At 34.3% G+C, this 25,664-nt stretch carries 21 protein-coding genes and 1 tRNA gene; 10 read left to right on the forward strand and 12 right to left on the reverse strand.

Annotation, left to right across the window (positions count from 1 at the left end):
* Window positions 1-17 precede the first annotated feature (17 nt).
* The 6 genes from LCX93_RS11505 (at window position 18) to LCX93_RS11530 (ending at window position 9,543) form a co-directional block, all read left to right on the forward strand.
* Window positions 18-2,717, forward strand: coding sequence for a type I restriction endonuclease subunit R (locus LCX93_RS11505; protein WP_226066405.1), 2,700 nt, complete (start codon window positions 18-20; stop codon window positions 2,715-2,717).
* Window positions 2,717-4,237, forward strand: a complete 1,521-nt coding sequence (locus LCX93_RS11510; RefSeq protein WP_226066406.1) for a restriction endonuclease subunit S — start codon at window positions 2,717-2,719, stop codon at window positions 4,235-4,237. Before LCX93_RS11505 ends, LCX93_RS11510 begins: the two co-directional genes overlap by 1 nt.
* Window positions 4,237-6,033: a GmrSD restriction endonuclease domain-containing protein gene (locus LCX93_RS11515; RefSeq protein ID WP_226066407.1), complete on the forward strand. Its 1,797-nt coding sequence runs from the start codon at window positions 4,237-4,239 to the stop codon at window positions 6,031-6,033. Before LCX93_RS11510 ends, LCX93_RS11515 begins: the two co-directional genes overlap by 1 nt.
* 9 nt (window positions 6,034-6,042) lie before the next feature.
* The gene (locus LCX93_RS11520; protein WP_226066408.1) at window positions 6,043-7,503 is read left to right on the forward strand and encodes a type I restriction-modification system subunit M; all 1,461 of its coding nucleotides are present in this window, start codon (window positions 6,043-6,045) and stop codon (window positions 7,501-7,503) included.
* An 82-nt stretch (window positions 7,504-7,585) separates the two neighbouring features.
* Window positions 7,586-8,878, forward strand: coding sequence for an AAA family ATPase (locus tag LCX93_RS11525; protein WP_226066409.1), 1,293 nt, complete (start codon window positions 7,586-7,588; stop codon window positions 8,876-8,878).
* Window positions 8,878-9,543 (forward strand): RloB family protein, encoded by a 666-nt coding sequence (locus LCX93_RS11530; RefSeq protein WP_226066410.1) that lies wholly within the window; start codon window positions 8,878-8,880, stop codon window positions 9,541-9,543. Before LCX93_RS11525 ends, LCX93_RS11530 begins: the two co-directional genes overlap by 1 nt.
* 10 nt (window positions 9,544-9,553) lie before the next feature.
* Here the strand turns inward: LCX93_RS11530 and LCX93_RS11535 are convergent, their stop codons facing one another.
* Complete coding sequence (locus tag LCX93_RS11535) at window positions 9,554-10,684, reverse strand: tyrosine-type recombinase/integrase (RefSeq protein ID WP_226066411.1); 1,131 nt, start codon at window positions 10,682-10,684, stop codon at window positions 9,554-9,556.
* Window positions 10,685-10,798: 114 nt separating this feature from the next.
* Between LCX93_RS11535 and LCX93_RS11540 the strand changes: the two genes are divergently transcribed.
* Together LCX93_RS11540 and LCX93_RS11545 are read left to right on the forward strand one after the other, a co-directional pair.
* Window positions 10,799-10,900, forward strand: a tRNA-OTHER gene (locus LCX93_RS11540).
* A gap of 174 nt (window positions 10,901-11,074) precedes the next feature.
* Entirely contained in the window at window positions 11,075-12,268 is a 1,194-nt protein-coding gene (locus LCX93_RS11545) for a tyrosine-type recombinase/integrase (protein ID WP_226066412.1), read from the forward strand.
* Here the strand turns inward: LCX93_RS11545 and LCX93_RS11550 are convergent.
* From LCX93_RS11550 to LCX93_RS11565, 4 genes are all read right to left on the reverse strand, one after another.
* Window positions 12,265-12,450 (reverse strand): helix-turn-helix transcriptional regulator, encoded by a 186-nt coding sequence (locus tag LCX93_RS11550; protein WP_226066413.1) that lies wholly within the window; start codon window positions 12,448-12,450, stop codon window positions 12,265-12,267. The genes LCX93_RS11545 and LCX93_RS11550 overlap by 4 nt on opposite strands.
* Window positions 12,444-13,694, reverse strand: a complete 1,251-nt coding sequence (locus LCX93_RS11555) for an AAA family ATPase (protein WP_226066414.1) — start codon at window positions 13,692-13,694, stop codon at window positions 12,444-12,446. Before LCX93_RS11555 ends, LCX93_RS11550 begins: the two co-directional genes overlap by 7 nt.
* A 423-nt stretch (window positions 13,695-14,117) precedes the next feature.
* Window positions 14,118-14,603, reverse strand: a complete 486-nt coding sequence (locus LCX93_RS11560) for a PIN domain-containing protein (RefSeq protein WP_226066415.1) — start codon at window positions 14,601-14,603, stop codon at window positions 14,118-14,120.
* On the reverse strand, window positions 14,587-15,648 hold the full coding sequence (locus tag LCX93_RS11565) for a helix-turn-helix domain-containing protein (RefSeq protein ID WP_226066416.1): 1,062 nt from the start codon (window positions 15,646-15,648) through the stop codon (window positions 14,587-14,589). Before LCX93_RS11565 ends, LCX93_RS11560 begins: the two co-directional genes overlap by 17 nt.
* A 127-nt stretch (window positions 15,649-15,775) precedes the next feature.
* Here LCX93_RS11565 and LCX93_RS11570 point away from each other — a divergent pair, with 127 nt between their 5' ends.
* Entirely contained in the window at window positions 15,776-16,084 is a 309-nt protein-coding gene (locus LCX93_RS11570) for a hypothetical protein (protein WP_226066417.1), read from the forward strand.
* A gap of 28 nt (window positions 16,085-16,112) precedes the next feature.
* On the opposite strand, the gene LCX93_RS11575 is transcribed toward LCX93_RS11570, so the two are convergent.
* The 4 genes from LCX93_RS11575 to istA (LCX93_RS11590) form a co-directional block, all read right to left on the reverse strand.
* Window positions 16,113-16,307 (reverse strand): hypothetical protein, encoded by a 195-nt coding sequence (locus LCX93_RS11575; protein WP_226066418.1) that lies wholly within the window; start codon window positions 16,305-16,307, stop codon window positions 16,113-16,115.
* Window positions 16,308-16,545: 238 nt separating this feature from the next.
* The gene (gene istB, locus LCX93_RS11580; protein WP_226065210.1) at window positions 16,546-17,298 is read right to left on the reverse strand and encodes an IS21-like element helper ATPase IstB; all 753 of its coding nucleotides are present in this window, start codon (window positions 17,296-17,298) and stop codon (window positions 16,546-16,548) included.
* Between the two features lie 38 nt (window positions 17,299-17,336).
* A complete protein-coding gene (gene istA, locus LCX93_RS11585) occupies window positions 17,337-18,878 on the reverse strand; it encodes an IS21 family transposase (protein ID WP_226066118.1) in 1,542 nt (513 codons plus the stop codon).
* A gap of 251 nt (window positions 18,879-19,129) precedes the next feature.
* Complete coding sequence (gene istA, locus LCX93_RS11590) at window positions 19,130-20,236, reverse strand: IS21 family transposase (protein WP_226066419.1); 1,107 nt, start codon at window positions 20,234-20,236, stop codon at window positions 19,130-19,132.
* Window positions 20,237-20,339: 103 nt separating this feature from the next.
* On the opposite strand from istA (LCX93_RS11590), the gene LCX93_RS11595 reads away from it, so the two are divergent.
* On the forward strand, window positions 20,340-20,738 hold the full coding sequence (locus tag LCX93_RS11595) for an IS3 family transposase (protein WP_255613233.1): 399 nt from the start codon (window positions 20,340-20,342) through the stop codon (window positions 20,736-20,738).
* On the opposite strand, the gene LCX93_RS11600 is transcribed toward LCX93_RS11595, so the two are convergent.
* From LCX93_RS11600 to LCX93_RS11610, 3 genes are read right to left on the reverse strand one after another with little or no spacing between them, the layout of a single operon-like run.
* Window positions 20,620-21,405: a hypothetical protein gene (locus tag LCX93_RS11600; protein ID WP_226069442.1), complete on the reverse strand. Its 786-nt coding sequence runs from the start codon at window positions 21,403-21,405 to the stop codon at window positions 20,620-20,622. The genes LCX93_RS11595 and LCX93_RS11600 overlap by 119 nt on opposite strands.
* Before the next feature lie 19 nt (window positions 21,406-21,424).
* A complete protein-coding gene (locus LCX93_RS11605) occupies window positions 21,425-24,526 on the reverse strand; it encodes a type I restriction endonuclease subunit R (RefSeq protein WP_226066420.1) in 3,102 nt (1,033 codons plus the stop codon).
* Complete coding sequence (locus LCX93_RS11610) at window positions 24,519-25,664, reverse strand: AAA family ATPase (protein ID WP_226066421.1); 1,146 nt, start codon at window positions 25,662-25,664, stop codon at window positions 24,519-24,521. Before LCX93_RS11610 ends, LCX93_RS11605 begins: the two co-directional genes overlap by 8 nt.

Raw genomic sequence — 25,664 nt, forward strand, 5'->3', positions numbered from 1 at the left:
AAGGTACAGGAAAGGGCATGACACCAGAAGAGGAAGCTAGAGTAAACATTGATAAATTGCTTGAAGCAAGTGGTTGGGTTATACAAGATTATAAGAAGATTAACTTAAGTCCTTCTCTTGGTCTTGGTATCGCTGTTCGTGAGTTTCCTACTCTTAAAGGTCCTGCTGATTATATGCTTTTTATTAAAAGAAAAGCAGTCGGTGTTCTTGAAGCTAAACCTGAAGGACATACTCTTAGTAGTGTAACTGAACAATCAGAACGATACTTAGAGAACTTCCCCGAAGATATACCTCACATTACCCCTCTTAGATTTGCTTATGAAAGTACAGGTGTTGAAACACTCTTTAGAGATAGATTAGACATCAATACAAGAAGTCGTAAAATATTTTCATTTCATCGACCAGAAACATTACAAGAGTGGATGAAAGAAGACGATACACTACGAAACCGTATGAGAAAGCTTCCAGAGCTTATAACAGATGGACTTAGAGATGCTCAAGTAGAAGCTATTACAAACTTAGAAAAATCTTTTAGCGAAAATCGTCCTCGTGCTTTAATTCAGATGGCAACAGGAAGCGGTAAAACTTTTACTGCTATCAACTTTTCATACAGACTCATCAGGCATGCTAAAGCAAAACGAATACTATTTCTAGTAGATCGTGGCAACTTAGGCAAACAGACCTTTAAAGAGTTCCAAGCATTTAACACTCCTGATGATGGTCGTAAGTTTACAGAGCTTTACAATGTACAACACCTAAAATCAAATACTATAGATAGCACAAACAATGTAGTGATAACAACCATACAAAGACTCTACTCTATGCTCAGAGGCAAAGAGGAATTTGATGAATCCTTAGAAGAAGAGGAGTTATCAAGCTCTTTAGCTCCAAAAGATGAGATAGAGTATAATCCTCTCATACCACCAGAGTATTTTGATTTTATAGTTGTTGATGAGTGTCATAGGTCTATCTATGGAGTATGGCGACAAGTACTAGAGTACTTTGATGCTTCTCTCATAGGACTTACTGCAACACCTGCTAAACCTACCTTTGGCTTTTTTGACAGCAACCTTGTTATGGAGTACTCTTATGATAGAGCTGTAGCAGATGGTGTTAATGTACCTTTTGAAGTGTATAGAATAAAAACAAAGATAACCAATGAAGGCAGTGTAATAGAAGCCGATAGTGACTTTCAGATAGAGTATAGAAACAAACAAACTAGAAAAAGTAGATGGGAACAACTCGATGAAGAGAAAAGCTACGGAGCAAATGAATTAGACCGTTCTGTAGTTTCAAAAGACCAGATACGAACGATAATAAAGACTTTCAAGGAGAAACTTTATACTGAGATATTCCCAGCTCGTAGTGAAGTGCCAAAAACTTTAGTATTTGCCAAAGATGATAACCATGCTGAAGAGATAGTAGAGATTATAAAAAATGTATTTGGTAAGGGTAATGACTTTTGCAAAAAGATAACATATCGAACAAAAGAGAACCCTGATGAGATACTTGCCTCATTTAGAACCTCTTACAACCCTAGAATAGCCGTAACTGTTGAGATGATTAGTACAGGTACAGATGTGAAGCCACTAGAGTGTTTACTCTTTTTAAGAGATGTAAAAAGTCGCAACCATTTTGAGCAGATGAAAGGGAGGGGTACAAGGACTATACCAAGCACTGACCTTAAAAATGTAACACCTGACAATAACCACAAGACACACTTTATCATTGTGGATGCAGTTGGTGTTACAGAGAGTACAAAAACAGACTCACGACCATTAGAGAGGCAAAGAACAGTAAGTTTTAAAAACATTTTAAAATCTGTAGCCTTAGGTAAAAGAGATGATGATACACTCACTACTTTAGCAGGAAGACTAGCCAAACTTGAGCAAGTCCTAACAAATGATAACCATAAAGCCATAAAAGAGAAAGCTGGCAAAAGCTTATCTAAGATAGTCAATGATATTTTCGACTCACTTGACCCCGATAAAATCACTTCATTAGCCATAGAAAAAAATATAGATGAGAAGGAAGCAAAAGAGGAACTTATAGAGATAGCTTGTGAACCTTTTGATGATCCAGAGTTTAGAGAACTTTTGGAGACTATAAAAACAGATAACGAGTTAATGATAGATGATATAAGTGTAGATGAAGTGCTAGAGTCTGGATATAGCGAAGAAGCCAAAGAGAGAGCTATGGGGTTAGTAAGCAGTTTTAAAGAGTACATAGAGGAGCATAAAGATGAGATAGATGCTTTATCTATTATCTACAACCAAAGCTACTCTAAACGCCACTTAACTTATGAAATGATAAAAGAGCTGAGTGAAAAATTACAAAAACCTCCATACTTGTTTACACTCCCAAAGCTATGGCATGCTTACGAACAGCTAGAGAGCTCAAAGGTAAAAAAAGCGAAACCTGATGCGCTCCTAACAAACATCATCCAAGTGATACGATTTACTCTCAAACAGAGTGAAATACTAAGAACATTTGATGAAAAAGTGAATGAAAATTTTGAAGAATTTAAAAAAGAAAAAGGCTTAAGTATCGAACAAGAAGAACTACTAGAGAAGATAAAAGATAAGATTATAAACAACTCATCTGTAGAGATAGAGGACTTAAAAAGTGAACCTGAACTACTTATGAATCTGTATAGTAGTTTTGGAGATAAGTATAAAGAAGTACTAGAAGAACTTAATGTAAGGTTGGTGGCTTAGTGAGTAATAAATTGCCTAAGGGGTGGATAGAAACAGAACTAAAAAATTGTATTTTATATGCAAAGTCAGGTGGTACACCATCTACAAAAAACAAAGATTATTATGATGGATTTATTCCTTTTGTAAAAATAGATGATATTTCTAATGGTTCAAAATATTTATATAAAACTAAAATTAAAATTAATGCAAATGGAATCAGAAATTCTGCTGCTTGGATAATTCCAAAAGATTCTTTAATTTATTCAATGTATGCTAGCTATGGGATACCAATTATAAATAAAAAAAGAGTTGCAACAAGCCAAGCTATGATTAATATGGTCTTTACAAAAGATTTTTATATTGATTATATGTATTATTATCTTTTAGATTTTAAATCTAAATTATCATCATATACAAAAGGTACTACTCAAGCAAATCTAAATGCTAATATTGTTTCTTTGTTGCCTATAAAATTAGCTCCACTAAACGAACAAAAAAGAATAGTTACAAAAATAGAAAAATTGTTCTCCAATCTTGATAAAAGTGACCAACACCTAGCTCATCTTAAAAAACAACTCAAAAGATACAGACAAAGTGTCCTTAAAAGTGCTTTTGAGGGTGAACTTACTCGTGAGTGGAGAGAGAAGCAAGTAGATTTAGAAAGTGCAGATGAGCTACTTGAAAAGATAAAAGCTGAACGAGTTGAGTATGTTGAGCAAGAAGTAAGAGAGAAGTTTAAAGATAAAACAGAAAAGTGGATAAAAGATAAAGTTAAAAAAGAAGTTGATAAGTTTTACAATGGACTAAAAAATATAGAAAATATCGATAAACCATTTGAAATACCTAAGGCATGGGAATGGAAGTTAATACAAGAGTCAACTTTAAAAATTCACTACGGATATACAGCATCTTCAAGCTATGATATAGTTGGTCCTAAGCTATTAAGAATAACAGATATTCAAAATAATAAAGTAAATTGGAATACTGTGCCAAGTTGTATTATTAATGATAATGAAGCTAAAAAATATACATTAGAAAATAATGATATTGTCTTTGCTAGAACTGGTGCAACAGTAGGTAAAAGTTTTTTAATTAAAAATATACCAGTCAGTTCAGTCTTTGCATCATATTTGATTCGACTAATCCCATCTCAAAATATGGATGCTGAATATATATATAAGTTTTTTCAGTCTCCTGTTTATTGGAATCAAATTAGAGAAAATGAAAGTGGTATTGGGCAACCAAATGTAAATGCTGAAAAGTTATCAAACCTAATCTTTCCTATACCTTCACTAAGGGAACAAAAAGAATTAGTAAAAGAAATAGAAAAACACTTCTTAATTATCGACAAACTAGAAGCAGTAGTCCAAAAAAGCATAACCGAATCAAAACGACTAAGACAAAGCATACTAAAACAAGCCTTTGAGGGTAAACTAGTAGAGCAAGACCCAAATGATGAGAGTGCAGAAGAGTTACTTAAAAAAATAGCCAAGGCAAAAGAAGAGTATAAAAAACAGATGAGCAAGAGGAAGAAAAAATAATGAGCCAAACACTATATGCCGTAAATCAATACCCTATTCAAATACTGCTTTCTTGGGTGCAAGCAGGAGAGATAGCTATTCCAGAGATACAAAGACCATTTGTATGGGACACTAAGCAAGTAAGAAAGCTCATTGATTCTCTTTATAAGGGGTATCCTGTAGGCTATATTATCGCTTGGAAGAACCATGATATAAGACTGAAAAATGGTGAATCTTCAGCAGGTAAAAAAATACTTATAGATGGACAACAACGAATAACTGCATTAATGGCATCTATCTTAGGTCAAAAAGTAGTAAATGCTCACTATAAAAAGATACGGATACAAATAGCTTTTCATCCTATGAAAGAGAGATTTGAAACCTTTACTCCTGCTATAGAAAAAGATAGTACTTGGTTTAACGATATTTCATTACTTATAGATAACTCTACAAATCTTTTTGATATTGTTAATGACTACATAGCGATAAATGAAGATGCAGATCAAGCAACTATATTTAATAGACTGCAAAAATTAAGAAATATTGTCAATAATCAAATTGGTCTAATCGAATTAGATAGTTCACTCGATATTGAAGAAGTTACAGAAATATTCATTCGTATAAACAAAGAGGGAAAAACACTTAGCCAAGCCGATTTTGTAATGTCGAAAATATCTGCAAATGAAGAGTATAGAGGTCATGAGTTAAGAAAGCTTATTGATTATTTTTGCCATCTTTCTGTGCTACCAGAGGATTATGAATCTATAACTAGCCAAGATACTGATTTTAAAAAGATAGAAGAACTCAAAAAAATTACATGGTTAAAAAATGAAAGGGAAGACTTGTATGACCCTGATTATACCGATGTACTTCGTGTTGCTTTTGTTAGTCAATTTGGTAGAGGGAGATTGAGAGATCTTGTTGCCTTACTATCTGGTAGAAATTTTGAAACAAGAAAATATGAAGAAAGTATTGCTGAAAACTCTTTTGAAATGCTGTGGAAAGGTGTTATGAATGTAGTATCAGAAACTAATTTTAAACGCTTTATGATGATACTTCGCTCAGCTGGTCTAGCAAGTAAAACATTAGTAGGTTCTGTAAATGTAGTTAATTATGCCTATATCGTATATATCCTACTAAAAGAGTCTGGTGTAAAAGCAGATGTAATTGAGAGTTATGTAAAGAAATCGTATGTGTTTAACATATTAACAGAGAGATTTGCAGGTAATCCTGAAGGGACTTTTGATTTTGATATTAAGAGAATAAAGGAACAAGGCTTTATAGCATACTTTGATAGTTTAGAAAAAACTATGCTAGGAGATACTTTTTGGGATGTTGCTTTACCTCTTAAATTAAACACTCCTGTAGCATCAAGCCCGTTTTATAGAATATATCAAGCTGCCCAGTGTGCTAATCACGATAAAGGATTTCTATCTAAAGCTATTAGCATTCAAGATATGATTTTACATAGAGGAGATATTCATCATATCTATCCTAAAAAGTTCTTGCAAGATAAGGGCTACAAGCGAAATAAATATAACCAAATCGCCAACTATGCTATAACTCAAAGTGAAATTAATATTAAAATAAAAGATACAGATCCAAAAATTTACTTCCCTATTGTTACAAAACAATGTAATGGCGGAGAGTTGATTTATGGTGGTATTGATGATATAAGTGAGCTTGAAGAGAATTATAGAATGAACTGCATCCCTCAGTATATGATAGATGGTGAGATACCAGAGTTTGAAGTTTTTCTAGCAGATAGACAAAAATTGATGGCTCTTAAAATCAAAGATTATTACAATAGCCTCTAAAGGAAAAAAATGAACCAAACTAATGCAATGGTACAAAAACTATGGAACTTCGCCACAGTACTAAGAGATGATGGAATAAGCTATGGTGACTATGTAGAACAGCTTACTTATCTAGTATTTTTAAAGATGGATTATGAACGAACCCTGCCACCATTTGAGCTAAATTCAGATATACCACAAGAGTGGAACTGGGAAAGCTTACTCTCTCTTGATGGTGTTGATTTAGAGATACACTACAGAAATCTGCTAGAAGCACTCTCTAAAACAACTGGACTCATAGGACTTATCTTTAGAAAATCTCAAAATAAGATACAAAATCCTGCACTCCTCAAAAGACTTATAAATCTCATACACGATGGTGGTAAACAGAGTTGGTTAAGTATGAGTGTTGATGTAAAGGGTGACATATATGAGGGGCTACTAGAGAAAAATGCACAAGATACTAAAAGTGGAGCTGGTCAGTACTTTACACCAAGAGTCATTATTGATGCTATGGTAGAGATAATGAAGCCAACACCAAACGATACTATCTTTGATCCGGCATGTGGAACTGGTGGATTTTTACTCTCGGCATATAGCTACATACATAAAAATTATAGACTAAATAAAGAAGAAGAAAAAAGAGTGAAAGAAGAAGCATTAGGAGGCTGTGAGCTAGTTTCCAACACTGCTAGACTATGTGTTATGAATATGTATCTTCACAACATCGGTGGAGAAGAAAGCCCTATAGAGGTAAACGATTCTCTACTGGGAACTCCAACTAAACATTACTCTATGGTGCTCTCAAATCCTCCATTTGGAAGCAAAAGTGCTATTAAAATTATAAATGAAGATGGTAAAGAAGATAAAGACTCAGTAAGCTATCAAAGAGATGATTTCTGGGCTACGACAAGCAACAAACAGTTAAATTTTGTGCAGCACATCAACTCACTACTAGAAATCAATGGTAGAGCAGCTATAGTGGTTCCTGATAATGTTCTGTTTGAAAATGGAGCTGGAGAAACTATAAGGAAGAAACTCTTAGAAAATACAGATCTACATACAATCCTAAGACTTCCAACAGGGCTATTTTATGCTCAAGGCGTAAAAGCCAATGTTATTTTCTTTGATAGAAAAGGTGCTAGCGAAGAAGTAAGTACAAAAGAGACATGGATATACGACCTAAGAACAAACCAACACTTCACACTAAAACGAAGCCCTATGAAGAAAAAAGACTTAGAAGATTTTATAAAGTGCTACAACCCTGATAACAGACACAAAAGAGTTGAAACAGATAGGTTTAAAAAGTTCACTTATGATGAAATTATAAAAAGAGACAATACAAACTTAGATATATTTTGGTTAAAAGATGATAGCGTAGAAGATAGTGCAGACCTACCAGAACCTAAGGTGTTGATAGAGGATATACTTGAAAATTTAGAGTATGTTAAAAGTGAGTTTGAAGAGATTTATGAAGAGTTGAACAAATAAGATGGTTATAAAACCAAATTAAAGATAAATATTTGCAATATTATGTCAAAATACATTATTAAAATAGTTTCGGAGAGTATTTATGCTAATTGATTTTAAAGTAAAAAATTATCGTTCAATCAAGGATGAGCAAGATTTGAGTATGTTAAGTACTAAACAAAAAGAACATATTGATACTCACACTTTCAAGTCAGATTCTGCTACAAAAATAAATCTCTTAAAAACAGCTGCTATTTATGGTGCAAATGCAGCAGGTAAATCAAACTTCATAAAAGCTCTTAAAGCTATGCAAGAGGTAGTGATTAACTCTATGTCAACATATCAAAGAGGACACTTGCTTCCAGTTAAACCTTTTTTATTTGATGTTGAAACAAAAAATGAACCGACTGAATTTGAAGTGAGTTTTATTACCAATAATGTTAGGTATCAATATGGTTTTAGTGCTACACAAGAGAGAATTATTGAAGAGTGGTTAATTGCATATCCTAAAGGGAGACCTCAAAACTGGTTTGCTAGAGTTTTAAATACACAAACTGACACTCCATCTTATGATTGGCAATTTGGTGAAAAGTTTACTGGTCAAAAACAGTTATGGCAAGAATCAACAAGAGATAACGCCCTATTCCTTTCAACAGCGATTTATCTAAACTCAGAACAGCTAAAACCAGTTTATGATTGGTTTGATAAAACACTTAAAATTACAGGTGTAGGTGGATGGACTCCAAAATCTACTATAGAACTATGTAAGCAAGATAAATATAAAAATAGTATTTTACAATTTTTACAAACAGCTGATATGGATATAGATGATATTATTATAGATGAAAATATAACAAAATCAAAAGATAGTGAAGGATTAGGGAAAGGACTTGCCGCATTACTTATTGAGATTGATGAAGCATATAGTGATGTAGATACTTCTATGGTAACTATGATGCACAAAGATAACTCTGGAAAAAGGGTTCCTTTGAAACTAGAGGAGGAATCAGATGGTACTCAAAAGCTATTTGCATTTATTGGTCCGTGGTTAAACTCTTTAGAAAATGGGCATGTTCTACTTATAGATGAACTGCACGATAATTTTCATCCGCTAATGGTAAAGTTTTTAGTAGATTTATTTCATAGCAACGTAACAAACAAGTCTAATGCGCAACTTATCTTTACTACTCATGAGACCTCTATTTTAAGTCAAGATGTATTTAGAAGAGACCAGATTTGGTTTTGTGAAAAGAAGAACAAAGCAACTGAGCTATACTCACTTGTAGAGTTTAAAGTTAGAAAAGGTGTAACAGACTTAGAAAAAGCCTATCTTTCAGGAAGATATGGAGCTTTACCTTACTTTAAAAACATCACTTTAGAGATGGGAGAGGTATAATGGGTACTGATGATTTATTTAAAAGAAAAAAACAATCAGCACTCAAAAGTTCTAAGCGTAGAATAGAGTTAAGAGAATCATACGATAAAGTTCTTATAGTCACAGAGGGAGAAAAGACTGAACCTCTTTATTTATCGGCTGTATGTGATTATTTTGGACTCAACCAAGCAAATATAGAGATAGACCCAAAGAGTGACTCTTCCCCTACAAGCGTAGTTAAATATGCAAAGTCTTTAATAAGTAAAAATAAAATTGATCCCTATAACCATGTTTATTGTGTTATAGATAGAGATACCCATCATGATTTTCAAAAAGCATTAGACCAAGTGGAGAGTTTCAAAAACAAAGACACCAAATTGCATATCATACTTTCAGTTCCATGTTTTGAGTACTGGATACTTTTACATTTTATATATACTACGAAGCCTTTTGGTATAAGTGGGGATAGCCCATGTCAAGAGTTAATAGATAGTGAATTAAAACAGTATATATCTAATTATGAAAAAGGTAATGCTTCTATGCTAACGGATTTAGTCAAAGGACAATTAGATATAGCTATCTCCAATGCTAGACGAGCATATAGTGAAGCTATGAAAAGAGGAACTGAAAACCCTAAAACAGAGATACATATACTTGTGGAGTATCTTAAAAACTTAAAAAACTAAAAATAGTAAATTACTCCCCCTTTGTAAGCTCCAAAACTCCTTCATTTGCACTCTGACTATGGCTTAAATGGTCGACTGTCTGGTAGTAAGATGTTACAGTTCCACTATGCTGATGTCCTAAAGAAGCAGATAGCACTTGTGCTGGAACACCTGCACTACCAAGAGCAGAAACAAGTATATGTCTGAAGTAGTGCATTGTAAGTTCTTCTATACCTGTTACTTTTTTTATCTTTTCTAGCTGCCATCTTGGAGAAGACAGCTCTTTGCCTGTTGCAGGGGAAGCAAAAACTAAAGAGTGTTCAGTATCTCTAAACTCTAATAAAGCCTCACGAAGAACTAAAGGAATGTCATAATACTGGTCAATTCCGATTTTATTGTGTTCGGCGACAATGACATATGAATTTTCTTTAAAGTTTATATGTTGCCACTCTAGTGTACGAATCTCATTCCACCGTCTTCCAAAAAGAGCAAACAAAAACAATGCACGATAAAAAGGTTCATCTTTATAAAGTTCTATAATAGTATGATGTAGTAGTTTCAGCTTATCGATAGGCTTAGTTACAAACTTTTTAGTTTTTGTCTCTTTTTTTGGTATCTCTATAGGAGGAAGTCTATCAATAGCACCATTTACCATAGCATACTCTAAAATAGGCTTTAAAACTTGTCGTAAACATTTTACAATATTGCGATGAGAATTACCCACTTCATTTTGCTTAGTTTTTCCACTGTTTCTCATATTATCAACTATTGTAAGTATGTTATGCTCTATAACCTTACCAACTGCTTTTTTACCAATAACGGGTTGTATATAATTTTTATACATACTTTTACGATCTCTAGTCCAAGATGAATCGTCACACTTTTTATCAAAATACATCTCAGCAATTTTATCTACTTTTGTATTTTTATTAAATGGATTAAACAAAGACTCTTTCAAATCATCACGATACTCTTCAGCTTCTCTACGAGCCAATCTTTTTCTATCTCTTAAACCAAAACTAGCTTTAATACTAAATGTTTTACTGTACTCTTTTCCATCCATTGTAAATCTATAGCGAAATTGAGTGTAATCTTCGTTAGCAAATAAACCTGTTTCTACTTTGTTAAGAAACTTTTTTTTAAATGAGTTACCGTGTGCCATGATGTTATCCTAATTTTTTTGGTTCCCGAGTTGGTTCCCGACTTGGTTCCCGAGTTATTGCCAAACAATAGTACTATGTAAGGAATTAAAAAGAAATTAAACCCCTATATTTAGGGGTTTTTGAATTAAAAAGAACTTTAAGGAAACATACATTGCAAGTCTTGAAAACCGGCGAGGGTAACACCTCCCAGGGTTCGAATCCCTGAGGGTCCACCACTTACAATTCCAGCAAGTTCCAAAAAAGTCTACTTAACACCTATAATAGCTACTTAAGAGCACTTTTATACTCCATTGTATTCCATTCTGGTTTTGCAAAATCTATCATTTTTTACGGTACAATTAACAGTACATTTTTTTCAAAAACAAAAATACTGTTATAAGGAATCTATTATGCCAAAGATTACGAAACCACTAACTGATACTGAAATAAAAAATGCAAAAGCAAAAACGAAACAATATAAACTATATGATGGTGGCAACTTAGTACTGGTTGTTTTTCCAAATGGTAAGAAAAAATGGCAATTTCATTATAAACTTCACAAAAGATCATCCATATCATTAGGTAGTTATCCTGAAGTTTCTCTAAAAGAAGCCAGAGAGAAAAGAGCTATTGCTCAAAAAAAAGTAGATGCAGGAGAAAATCCTTCCCTTAAACACAGCTCATCCCTAGAACATAATTTTAAAAAAATTGCAGACAACTTTTTTGCTAAACAAAAAAGTCAATCACCAAAATATGTTAAAAGTAACCAACGAAAAATTGAACGATATATTTTTCCATATTTTGAGAATAGAGATATTAATAGTATTCAGCCACATGAGATGTTAAAAGTACTTCAAATTATTGACAATCAAGGCAAAAATGAAACTGCAAAAAGAACATTTGACCTAGTATCAAGAATCTACAGACATGCCTGTAATAACGGAGTAGCCAAAATAAATATAATGCATTCTCTTGATAAAAAAGAATCTTTTGCTTCTGTGAATTCCAAAAATTTTGCTCACACTACGGATCCTAAAATACTACGAGAAATACTCATTTCCATTGATAATTATTTTGGTGACTACAATACAAAAATGGCACTTATGGTACTACCTTATTTATTTGTGCGACCAATCAACATACGATTAATGAAGTGGGAGCAAATCGATTTTAAACAACAAATTTGGAGTATTCCTAAGGAGGAAATGAAAACAAAACGAGCACTTGACATACCTCTTACAGATACAGTCATTGAGATTATAAATTCTATGAAACAAATTTCCTATAATACAAGTAAATATGTTTTTCCCTCAAGAATATCAAATATGAAAATTTTAAGCGAAAACACCTTAAACCAAGCATTATCTCGATTGGGTTATGAATATACAGCTCATGGCTTCAGACATACCGCTTCTACAATTTTACATGAAAATATACACAATCATAAAATTTCCTCTGATGCTATTGAATTTCAGTTAGCACATAGTGTTGGTAGCAGTGTTAAAGCTATCTATAACAAAGCTACCTACATTGAAGAACGGACAATTTTGATGAAATGGTGGAGTGACTATTTAAATAAGCTCAAAAATAGTTCACTTACTTAATATGTTAAGTTGTCAAGGTACTTTTGGATATCACTTAATTTCCATCCAACAGATCGTCCGCCTTCTGTTAAATGGACAGAATGTGGAAATTTATTCTCTCTCATTCTTTTGTAAATAGTAGACTTTTTAAGATTCACTATTTTTACTACTTCTGGTAGCTTTAATATCCTTTCTTCTAACATAATTCCCCCTTATCATTTTGTATTAGTATGTGAAGATCACCGTTTGGCAGTTTATCAGTTTCGCTGTTTTGCAAGGATTTATCTTGCAAAAAATAAACAACTGCATTTTTTTGTTCAAGTCGCTTCTCTCTGCACCATTTTGACTCACTTGCCCATTTTTCAAGCCATTTTATAGCTCTTTTGGTACCAAGTTTGAGAGTGTTTAGTGTCATCTGCAACTCTTTAATCAGCTCGCTCTGATTTATCTCTCCTAAATCACCTAAAATAGCTTGTACTTCACTAATAAACTGTGCTTCAATACTAGAGATGTTTGCCTCACTGTATGGAACTTCTTGAACAACTTTTCTATCTTCAATCAAATAAGCTTTCTCTTCAATATCATACCTACTGGCTTTTACTGGTTTTAGCAACAATGTATTGTTAAAATCATTCCTCTCTACCTTATACATGTAATCTGCATAGTTCTCAATCTGCTGAGAATCAGCAAACAAACCTTGTTTATTGGTATGATGTATTACAACGACACCACCACCGGCATTACGAAGCTTTTTTTCAAGCTTGTACAACTGTTCGACATCTACAAAACCATTTCTCTTTTTAGCAATAAGATTTAAAGAATCTTCAATAAGCAGATAATACCTATCTGTGTGCTCTTGTTGTTTATGCACTACCTTCTCAATAAACCTTTGTGCTATCTGTGAAAAATCACCATCAATATTTTTACCTGCATATATAAAATGATCACCAAATAGTTCTATCAATGCTGTTGCACCAGCATTCTCAATATTTTGTGCTCCCATATCCCCATCAATGTACAAGATATAAATCTGAGGGTATTGCTGCAAAATCATACCAATAAAATGCAGAACTAAAGTTGTTTTACCACTACCAGATGCTCCATAAAATACACCAATGGAGTTACTTGGTATAACCTGATCAACTAACCAAAAAAACTCTTTTGCATTTTTAAAATCATCCAAAGTATAGATAAACTTTCTAAATTCATCCTCGAAACTTTTCTTTGTCAAGGATTTATCAATAAATGAAAGTTGCTTTTGCAACTCAACTAGCTCATAATCTTCCAAAATGTCATTATGAACTGCCAATATAGATTCTATTCGCTTTTTTTTCTCTAATAGATGAATTTTATTTTTGATTTTCTCATCTATTTTAGGTAAAATACCTACTGAATCTATAGACATGAATGGCTCAGTTTGACTGGGCTGTTTAGGATTTTCTTTCATAAAAAATCTCCTTATTTTTAAATATTTAGAGATATTTTCCATTTATACTTACATTATTATTTTTCATTAAATCCATTGGGAAGCACTACTGTGAACCCGAAGAGCTTAGCATACACCAAGCATTACATTGCAGTCAAAAGCTATACCAATTTAGCTTTGAAGTTATTTACCATATATGAATCGTTGTGCCCATTTTTTATGCACGAAGCAGATTTTGGTTTATCCGCATACTGTGTTAAATTGCTACAAGTGTAGCATTCTCGTCTACCCGACTTTACATTTTCCATAATTAATATCTCTACTCATTCGTATAGATACCACAGTACTCACTAACGAACTTTAATATCCTAATAAATATTTTTTTAAACTTTACTTAATGTAAGGAGAATATTAAGATTTTCTTATATTTTAGAAGAAATTCTTCTAAAACTTTAGTTGTTCGATGCTCTTTTTTGCCAGATCCCAAGGGAGTCTCCGCCCTTTAGACTTCATAAGTTCAAAAACATCTAGTGCATCATCTGGACTCATCAACCTTTGTTTGACAAACTGCTCAATAATCCAGATGGTACCCTTTAATTCAACACCTTCAGCCACTGCAACTTTTCGAAGCTGTGCATCTCCTGTGATTAATGGACATTCTTCCTGCTTTGCCAAAACAAAAGCAAAAAAATCGTTATCGCTCGGACCATTGTATTGTGTTTGCAAACTACTAACATATTCGATACTCTGAGAATTTAATTTTTTTATCTGCAATCCGTATCTTGGTAGGTCACCATGATGTTCTTCCAGCTCTTCCATATATAAAATATCGGGTACTGCAAACTCAAAAGGGAGTTCAAACATTTGTTCCAATATTCCACAAACATTAAGGTCTATAAAAATATTTGCATCGCTAATAAGAAGCTGCATTATTACCTTCTAACATTCGCATACGATAAAATGCCATCTGTGGCATATCCATAAATTCAGCAGCTTTTGACTCACTTATATAGCCTTCAGCTAAAGCATGAAAAATCAACTGCTCAAAATGGTGTGGATTTTCCGCTGCATACTGCTCTGGTTCATTTTTGCGCCATCCTCGCTTTGAAAATTCTATGACTAAACTTTTATGATAATGCGGTTTAATCACTCTTAAATCTTTAGCACGATAAAGTATCCCTGCCATAGAGATGCCAAACTCCTGTTTGAGAAGTATCAATTCACGCAATTCCAATCGTGTTCGATGCTCTCCAAGTTCTGCATAGAGTGCACTATCTGGTAATAAAAATGATCCTGCAAATCGATCACTTGCTCGCTCTTCATCCATATCTTGAGATAAACGACCTTCTAAAATGAGATGCCCTAATTCATGTGCCATAGTAAAACGCTGACGATCACCTGACCAAGCTTTTGATATTACGATAATATGATAACCGTTTACCGTTGCAGCAAGACCATCAAATTTACTATCAGCACTCTCTTCAATTTCAAATACTCTTATCCCAACACTTTCTAGTACATCAACAAGTTCAGGAATTGGGTTGAGTCCTAAATTCCACGTATGACGGACAATTTTAGCTATATTTTCGATCTCATCAAAACTTTCAATACTATCTGGCAAATCTTTAGGTAGCACAAATTTTGGTACAGGTGGTTGAGGAAAAAGAGACTCAAGCTCTAAGCGTTGCTCAATCTTGTTAAGAATTTTCCCCTCTATCATAGCTAACTTCTTTTGAGAAAGTGAGCTTTTTTTACGATACTCTGGTTTCTCTAGTTTTAAGGGGTTTGGACGTAAAAAATAGCCAGCTTTCACATTTAGTGCTTTTGCTAGTTTCATCAGCATAGTAGAATCTGGAGTTAAAAATCCTTTTTCATACTTATTGATTGCAGTTTGACTTACTCCAACACTATCTGCAAGAGCTCGAAGAGACAAGCCGGAAGTTTTACGGGCACGTACTAACCGTTCTGCTATCATTTTCTCTCCTTGAGTTTACAATTTAATCTTTTATTATCATTATTGTAAACTATTTCAGCTTTATTAAAGCTTATTAAGTTTACAATTTAACTATAATTTTTAATTTTGTAAACCAAAAGGATGAAAAGTGATTGATACTAACTTATTATTTAACTCTTTAAGTAATGCATATGAAGAAGTCTTTATGTTTTTATTTATACTATTTTCTTTAGGAGTTTTATTGTATTTATTTCATGAAAAATTTGCAGATACTTATAGAGAACAAAAAAAACTATTAAACTTTGCATCTAGTATGATCGCTGTACCAATAGTGATGACAATCGGATATATAGTCATGAAAGGTTATCTCATTTGGTTGATAGCGGGAGTGGTGACATTAATAATGATGCTTTTATATAGGCTTGGTATGTTTGATGAACTTTTACATCACTATTAAATGTCGCTAACGGTTAAGAGCTTCCAATTCAGACATTAAACGAAAAAAGCTGATTTTTTATGAAAGGATATGTCATGGCAAACAAGAAACAAACCTCAAAGAGTATCGCTTCTAAAGCATCAAAGGTGCTTAAAAGTAAATCGTCAAGCAAAACTTGCAAATCACTTGCAGGCAGTGCTTTGAGCCAGACTCGTAAGGGTCGTAAATAATTTATAGAGTGCATTGTAGATACGCATCAACTTGGCCACCCGTACGCATAAACACTTGGCCACTTGAGTGCTAAAAAATATTCTTACGACATTGTAGCATAGGGTGGCCAAATAAATTACTGATTTGCAAGTAATTCCCTCATAGAATGCATATGACGGAGCATCCGGACACCCAACGCGTTTCAAATCGGACACCAAGAAAGAGAATATTTTCTGTAACGCCATTCTAGCATAAAGTGTCCGAATGATTTTTTAATATTCGTCAGTTTTGATGCTCGATTTGAGTTTTCGCATCGATGGACCACTCAGTTCTATTCTATGGGAGGAGTGAACAATTCTGTCTAAAATTGCATCTGCAATGGTGTTGTTGTTGAGATAGTTATACCACTCACTTACAGGAAGCTGTGAAGTGATAATTGTAGAATTAATCTGTGTTCTGTCCTCTATGATCTCAAAGAGATTCGTTGCATCATCTTCACCCATAGGTATCACACCGAAGTCATCAAGAATCAGCAGTTTAAATCTTGAATACTTTTTAAGCAGATTAGTATAAGTTCCATCCAACCTTGCAATTTTTATCTCCTCAAGTAATGAAGGAGTTCTTACATAGTAGGCTTTGTACCCATCAAATATAGCCTTATTGGCAAACGCTTGAGCGAGATAGCTCTTTCCAGTCCCAGTTTTACCGGTAATGATGATGTTCTGTCTGGCATCGATGAAGTTGAGTGAAGATAATGACCTAATCTGTGCTTTGTTGATCCCTCTTTGTGGTGTATAGTCTATAGCATCGAGTGCTGCTTGCTTGTCTTTGATTTTTGAGAGTCTGTGATTCATGATAATGCGTTTATTGCGTAAAAATATATCCTGCGCATCAAGAAGCTGATAGAGTCTTTCGCTAAACCCCATAGAATCGTAGTTGATATCCTCCATCTGTTGCATATATGCCTCTTTAAAGCCCTTATAGCCAAGTTCTGTCAGTTTGTTGACAACGGTAGTGTGATTCATTCTTTTGTCCTTGTTTTTTTGTTGTTTGATTGTTATTTCTATTTGTACTCATCCGCACCGCGGATATTGGAGTGGTTGTTAAAGAGTGCGTACTGTGATGATGGTTGCACATTATTGGCACTGTCACTCAGATAGAGCTTTTTATCGAGTATCGATCTGATCGACTTTGTGGTTGTGGTGTTATGCTTTGTAGCATACATCAGCGCCAACTCCAGCTCTGTGTTACCATAGAGTTTTGCCAACGATAAGATGGCTACTATTTTATTATACGCCTGTGGTGGATACTCCATCGATGCAAATATATCCTCCACAAACACACTGCTGAATTCACCTATCTTTTTTGCCCAAGAGCGCAGTCTTTGTGGATTCATACTCTCGTTTACATACTGATGTTTACTTGGCATATGTTCATGCAGTGTCGAGCACTCACCGACTCTTCGCAGGCGTGGATGTGTAGCGATGAGCCTGTTCTTGTGGTAGATATAGACACTCTGTGTGGAGTATCGTACCTCTACCTCTTCTTTGATATATTTGTAAGGTACGGAGTAGTTGCATTTCTCAAGGCTTATATGGTAATCCTGATGCACTTTTGCAATCTTGAACTGTTTATAGACATAGCTGTTTGCAGACAGTGGATTGAGATAGGGTGCATCGAGCTCATTAAAGAGCTCTGTTCTACTCTTTTGGAGATGTTTTATAATCTTGTTGTTGTATCTATCGAGCAACTCCGCTATAGCTTCGTTGAGCTCATCGACACTGAAAAACTTATGGTGGCGAAAGCGTGCGAGAATGTAGCGTTGAATCGCTTGGACACCCTGTTCTGCTTTTGGTTTGTCTTTTGGCTTTCTTGGGCGTGCGGGATTTACTATGACGCCATAGTGGCGATTGAGGTCTGCATAGCTCTCATTGACGACGATACCGTTTTTATTATTGGAGATGATGGCACTTTTGAGATTATCGGGAACTGCCACTCTTGGCACTCCACCAAAGAACCCATAACACTTGACATGGGAGTAGATGAAGTCCTCCTGTCTTTGACTTGGGGTAGCGTGAACGAAGGTGTATCCACTTGCACCAAGTACGGCTATGAATATCTGTGCATACTCCACTTCACCGGTTCTTTGATTGTGTATTGGCATAGTAACACCGCTGTAGTCTACAAACATCTTCTCACCCGCAAGGTGTGTCTGGCGCATGGAGGGGTTGAGTTTTTTGACGAAGCGGCGGTAGTACACGCGAAACTGGGTGTACTGATACCCATCCGGATTATCCTCTTTATACTCTTCCCACAACAGATAGAGTGTCACTTTGGTTTTTTTACGCAGTTTGAGCTCTTGGTGGATATAGTTGAAGTTTGGCATCGCTTTGCGTGAGACGACGACACTGGCTACATCGGGGAAAAACTGTAGTTTGAGTGCATCATCATCTAAAACATCAATCTGTTCTATTGACAATCCAAGCTCTTTAAACCGTTTGATATAATCTGCAACGGTACTTTTGGCTACTCCTGTAGCGTCATGTATCTTTCTGATTGACAAGCCCATACTATGGTACTTTACAATATCACGAACTGATCTCATGGATATAATCCTCATTTTCAACACCCTTGTAAATAAATTTACAAAGAGTGTATTTGAATTTAGAAAATATCTCTTTCTTAAACGAATCTTTGTTGACGCTTTTTTAGTAAAAGTGTCCGAATCATTTTCGTCATCACTGTCCGATTTAAAACCGTCACAGGTGTCCGAACTAAAACGTTATGGGTGTCCGATTTGGTGCATTTTTTGCATAGAGAGTTTCAATGATTTGCATAATGAGAGGATCTTGGTTTCTAATGCCATAGTGCACCTCCTATTTGCATTGGTGTTGTCAATGCCGGTAAGAGTGATAGAAACATTGCCGCTGGTATTAAATCGTCATAGGTTTGCATATCTCTATTTGGAATATACAAAGAGTCAATTTTACAATTGTCTCTATTGAAGTATGATTCTTTTTTTGCTACACTTTTGATGATAACCTTTGGATGGATGCCACCATAAGGTTTAGGCAGACAAAGCAAGTGGGGTTGCTCCTCTGCAAGTAAGTCAAATGGTCTTTGCAGTGTTGTTTGATGTATCCTTATGTTGGCAACATTCTCAAGCCATTTTAAAACCTCTGCATTGGCATTTTCAAGATTTAGTTCATAATGCATCATAGCAAGACGCACTTTAAGGGCATTGTGAAAACTATATCGAAAATAGTGATTAAACCTTTCAACTTTTCCTTTCGTCTTTGGACGATATGGTCTACACACTCTTATTGTAAATCCACAGTGCTTTGCAAAGTCTTCAAAGAGAGGGTTGAGTTTGTGTTTGCCTCTTCCATATACATTGCGTTTAATAATGACTGTGCGCATATTATCGTATAGACACTCTAGTGGAACGCCTCCGAAGTATCTAAATGCATTCATATGGCATGCAAGCAGTGTCTCTATCTTCTCATTATCGACATACTCAACATATGATGCTCTTGAGTATCCCATTGTAGCCACAAAAGCAGAGAGCTTCTCTTTGGGAAACTCGACCCAATCAACTTGCATCTGTTTGGCTGGCTCTGTTTCAAAGCGGATAAGTTTCTCATCATTTTTTATACGCTCACGCAATTCATATTTCTGCATCACCTGCTGAAGCCAACGCAAGCTTCCTTTATACCCTCGCTTTTGTATCTCTGCATAAATAACAGTTGTTGGAATATATGAGTTCTCCTCTTTGGCAGTCTCTAACATCTTTGCAATATGTGGAAGAAATGGATCTACAATATTTTCCACAGGTGTTCTGTTAATAATTGGAACATATCCATCTGGAAGCTTGGAATATTTACGAACTGTCTCACGACTAATCCCTAGTCGTCTTGCCACCTCCGTCTTGTTTAAGCCCTCTTCTAAAAGTTTTTTGATCATCTTAACCTGCCTTTTATCTAACACTTGACCCCTTTCAAAAAAGATGAAAGAGAGTCTATCAAAATTAATTTGATTTTTTAAGGTTTATGTTTAAAAAGTAACTTTGAACTCATTTACTTTAGTGCCAATTTTAGCAGTTCGTTTGACAAATATGGCATTAATAAGTCGAAAACCATCCAAAGGTTTAATTTGGCACACTGATAGAGGTAGTCAATATGCTTCTTATGCTCATAAAGATTTATTGAGGCAACATGGCATTAAACAGAGTATGTCTCGCAAAGGAAATTGTTGGGATAATGCTGTAGCTGAAAGCTTTTTTCATACCCTCAAAACTGAACTTATTTACCATGAGATATTTGAGACAAAGGCACAAGCCAATCAAGCTATATTTGAGTATATCGAAGTCTATTATAATCGACAGAGAATGCACTCTGCAAATGGTAATTTATCACCTGTAGAGTTTGAAGAAAAAATGATGTTACAAGTTGAAACAGCAGCTTAGCATGTTTATGGATAAGTATGAAATAGGGTTGACACATCACATCATCATTGAAATACTCATATAGCCATTGATAATCTTTTTTTTGTATATAGTAAAGCAAAGTATCATGCTCTCTGTCTAGATTATAAAGCTTTTTTAGCTTTTGAGAATCATCTAAAAACTCTTCTTTAAACCAAATATTACTAAGAAATTTCTCTATTATTGTTGTATCTAATCTATGGTCATATAAAAATTTAAAACATTCTTTAATTTGTTTTTCACAAAGAAGCATATAAAACTGAGCTTTGAGATTATTTGGGTTTTCTTTTAATGATTGATCTAACAATTCTTTTGATTTATCATATTTTCTGAACCATGTATAATGTTCAAAAGTTCTAAAATTTTCTTCTAAAAATAAGTATAATTGAAGATATGTAGTTGATTTATCATTTTGATAAGATTGGAGTATTTTATTGAAGTACTTATCTTTATTAGTTTGTATTTGATTCGTAGAATCATGCTTTTTATGTCGGCTAACCCAGTGCATTAAATCATATAAATAATAGTAAAAAAATAAAGTTTCTGAAGCATTTGGAAAATTAGTCTCTAAAGTTTGAATATTTATTAATGCCTCATAAAAATTTGACTTATATAAACTATCTATAATTGTTTTTTTTAATTCTTCCATCACATTACTTTTATATCCACTAAACCTTTCCACCAACACCCTTAAACTTCTCAACAAAAGTGGAAATTTTTTGAAATACACTTTGTTTTTTGCTCAAGTATTGTGGATTAAGCGGGCTCATTTTTGGTAAAATTGCATTGAGTTCAGTACCATTCTCACTAGCATATTCTCGTTTTAATGATGAGACTATATACCGCTTAGCTGCTTCTTCATTTAAGTTTTCATCACTTATTAGCTCTTCTGCCTCGCGTTTTTGTTCTGCTTGAGCAAAAGCGAAAAAAGCATCAATAACACTTGCCTTATCATCTAGTTCATCTAAATTTGTTTGGTTAATAAAATCAACTAAGAGGCTCTCTTTAGCTCGGTTGCCTAGACTTGCACGAATGAGTCGGCGCACCTCTTCAACAAGTGTGGCTTTATCTTTTGTCTTTTTATTATGTTCAAAAATGAGTTCTAAAATATAGTCAAGATTGATCTCTTGAGATTTAAGCAAATCTACCTCAAAAACCACATCATCCCAATCTACAGTGGCACTCTCTTTCTCTTTAGCAGATTTTTCACGACGGAGCCAATCACGAATATCATTATATGTTGAGCGATAATCTTGAAGAGTACGCTCACTTGGTACTTTAATCTCTTGCATGATCTTCAAATCATCATCATTTAAATAGTACTTAGATTTAAACTCCTCAACGGCACTCTCATCATTCATATCTACATTTTGTAACTCTTTAAGCCCAACAAACTCATCGTAGTTTTGTAATACATTTTCAACACGCAGATATTCACCAAAAAGTTTGGCAAAATCTTTTTTATCTTTTTCTGTAACTATTGTCTCAGGGTCGCCAAAACGCTCTTCTAACTCTTTAACCACATCAATAAATCCGCGTCGTGCATCACCAGTTACTGTGTCACTAAAGCCCTCCATATACTCTTTATAACTCTTCTCAAGCACTACATTTTTAGTGTTTTTATCACCAAAAAGTGTAATGGCATCAACAGTTGCTTTTTCTAAATCACGAAAGGTTACAATGTTTCCAAAAGTCTTCGTAGCATTATAAATACGGTTTGTACGTGAATATGCCTGCATAAGTCCATGATAACGCAGATTTTTATCTACAAAGAGAGTGTTCAGACGCGGTGCATCAAAACCTGTTAAAAACATACCTACAACAATGAGCAGATCAACCTCTTGACTTATCACTCGCTTGGCAAGATCACGGTAGTAGTTTTGAAAACTTTTACTATCAACGCCATAAGAGGTTTGAAACATTTCGTTATAGTCATTGATTGCCGAGTTTAAAAACTCTTTAGCACTACTATCCATCGCTGATGGTTCAAAACTCTCATCAATAATATCTCCTACCGCATCTTGCTCTTCATTTGCCGCATAAGAAAAAATAGTAGCAACTTTAAGTGGTTTTTCACCCTCTTTTTGCAAATTTTTAAATGCCTCGTAGTAAAGTTTGGCAGCTTCAACACTGCTTACTGCAAACATCGCATTAAAGCCTTTAGAGCCACCTGAGAGTCGATGTGTTTTTTGTTTGAAATTATTTAAGATGTATTGTGCGATTTCATCTATTCTATCAGGATGCAGTAGTGCTTGCTTGTTCTCTGCTGCTGTGAGTTTTTTCTCATCCGTCTCACTCTCTATGGCTTTAAACTGTGGTCGTACATCATTATAATCTACTTTAAACTTCAGCACCTTTTCATCGCGGATAGCATCGGTGATGACATAGGAATGCAACTCTCGCCCAAATACACTCGCGGTCGTTTCAGCCCCCAAAGCATTTTGAGGAAAGATAGGCGTGCCTGTAAAACCAAACTGATAATACTTCTTAAACTTTTTTTGTAGATTTTTTTGTGCTTCACCAAATTGGCTCCTGTGTGCCTCGTCAAAGATAAACACCACTTGACTTTGATAGATTGCTAAGTCATCTTCACTTTTCATCAGGTTATTGAGTTTTTGAATGGTAGTGACTATGATTTTATTATCTTGTTTGGCGATGTTTTTCTTCAGCCCTGCCGTACTCTCTGAACCGTTTACGCTATCTGGTGAAAAGCGTTGATACTCTTTCATAGTTTGGTAGTCAAGATCTTTTCTATCTACCACAAAAAATACTTTCTCTATAAAGTCAAGCTCTGTAGCAAGTCGCGCTGCTTTAAAGCTTGTGAGTGTCTTACCTGAGCCTGTAGTGTGCCAGATATAACCTCCACTCTCGGTACAACTGTAGTTTTTTGCCTCATAAGAGCTTTTTATCTTCCAAAGGATGCGCTCAGTCGCTGCTATCTGATAAGGACGCATCACAAGGAGGGTATTGCTCACATCAAATACAGAGTAGTGTATTAGCACATTTAATAGTGTCTTTTTTTGAAAAAATGTAGCGGTAAAATCTTTTAAATCTTTGATAAGTGTATTGTCAGATTTTGCCCAGTTCATCGTAAAATCAAAACTGTTTTTATTGCGTTTGGTGGTGTTGGCGAAGTAGCGTGTATCTGTACCGTTTGAAATCACAAAAAGTTGGAGGTATTTAAAGAGGGAGTGCTCAGCATTGAAGCTCTCTTTTGAGTAGCGGTGTACTTGATTAAATGCTTCTCGTATGGCAACACCTCTTTTTTTTAGCTCAATCTGTATCAAAGGTAAGCCGTTGACTAAAATGGTAACATCATAACGGTTGGCATGAGAACCACTCTGCTCAAACTGTTTGATGACTTGTACACAGTTACGAGCGATGTTTTTTTTATCTAAAATGTAGATGTTTTTAATATGCCCGTCATCAAAAACAAAATCATAGATATAGTCATTATGAATTTTTCGAGTTTTATCAATACTATTCTCACTTGGCTTGTCCAAATACTCCTCAACAAAGCGTTGCCACTCACCATCACTAAAAGTTACATCATTGAGTTTTTGCAGTTGATAGCGTACATTAGCAAGCATTTTTTGCGGTGTATTTAAACCTTGAACATACTCATACCCTTGATTTTTCAGATCAACTATCAATTCATTCTCTAAATCGGCCTCAGTTTGGTAGCCACTTCCCTCTTGAAAGATTTTGGTGTATTTATCAAGTATTATAAAGTTGTTTGACTCTGCTATGGGTTTAGTTTGGTTAATCATTATTTTCTACTTCTTTCCAATATTTTGATTCATTTATTAAATAATTAAATAATAATTTAACAGTTTGTTTCTCTGGCTCAGTTGGTTCTGCAATTTGTTCACTCGATAGGCTGCTATGAGAATAAAAAGTCATAATACGACTTACATAAGCTTCTCTACCATCTTCTGGTAAAAGCTCAGACCATTTGCTGTAACCTAGAAAATTAGCAGTTTTTTCATATAGATTACGAAGTAATACAAAATGATATTTTGATATTTCATTATTTTCTATAGCTTTTTTAATAGTATCTCTTAGAAATAAATGGTAAGAAAAACTTGTATTTGAATCTCCATGTTTTTCATCTAATTCAAAACTACCATCTCCATTTTTTATAAGCATATAACTGCCTTTTTTACTTTTTAAACCAAGTTCATTGTAAAGTACATTATAAAAAAGTGGATTATGAGTTGATAATATAAATTTTACATCCGATGTGCTAGATTTTATTAATTTAGATAGATTTACAGCCAATTCTATTAAGTGATTCTCGTCCAATGAACTAACTGGGTCATCTATAAATACATATTCTAAATTATGAAATGGATTAGTATTATCATATTCTAACTCAGGCTTACTTAGTTCACTAATCACCTCTTCAAGTAGTATGTAAAATACACTCCAAATAAAGTTGCTCTCTTCACCCTTTGATATTTTTATACTATTTATACCACCATCATCACTATACAGAAATTCAACATTAGAAAATCTTTTATTTTCAGATTTACTTCCATTTGCCAATATTATATTTTCTTCATTGAATTTAGGCGTGATTTTACTACCACTAACTTGTTGAAAATTAGTAATTATATTTCCATCTTGACCTTGTTCCTTTAATATCCATTGAGTAAATGAATTAGGTTTAATGATTAGTTTTACTTCATCATTGTCCCAATAAAACAGATCTTCCGTAAAAGCATTATAGTAAATAATCTTTGTAAGTGCTTCTTCCTCTTCACTTTCATCTGTTGTAGCAGCAATTAATTTTTTAAACTCTTTTGATAATCTTGTTTTTCCTGTACCATTAAAAGCATAGATGAGTTGTACTTTTTTAGGTGAAGCTTGTAGTTGCTCTGCAATCTCTCTTAGTGTATTTCCCAT

It is taken from the genome of Sulfurimonas sp. SWIR-19, from assembly GCF_020410885.1.
Taxonomy (GTDB): domain Bacteria; phylum Campylobacterota; class Campylobacteria; order Campylobacterales; family Sulfurimonadaceae; genus Sulfurimonas; species Sulfurimonas sediminis.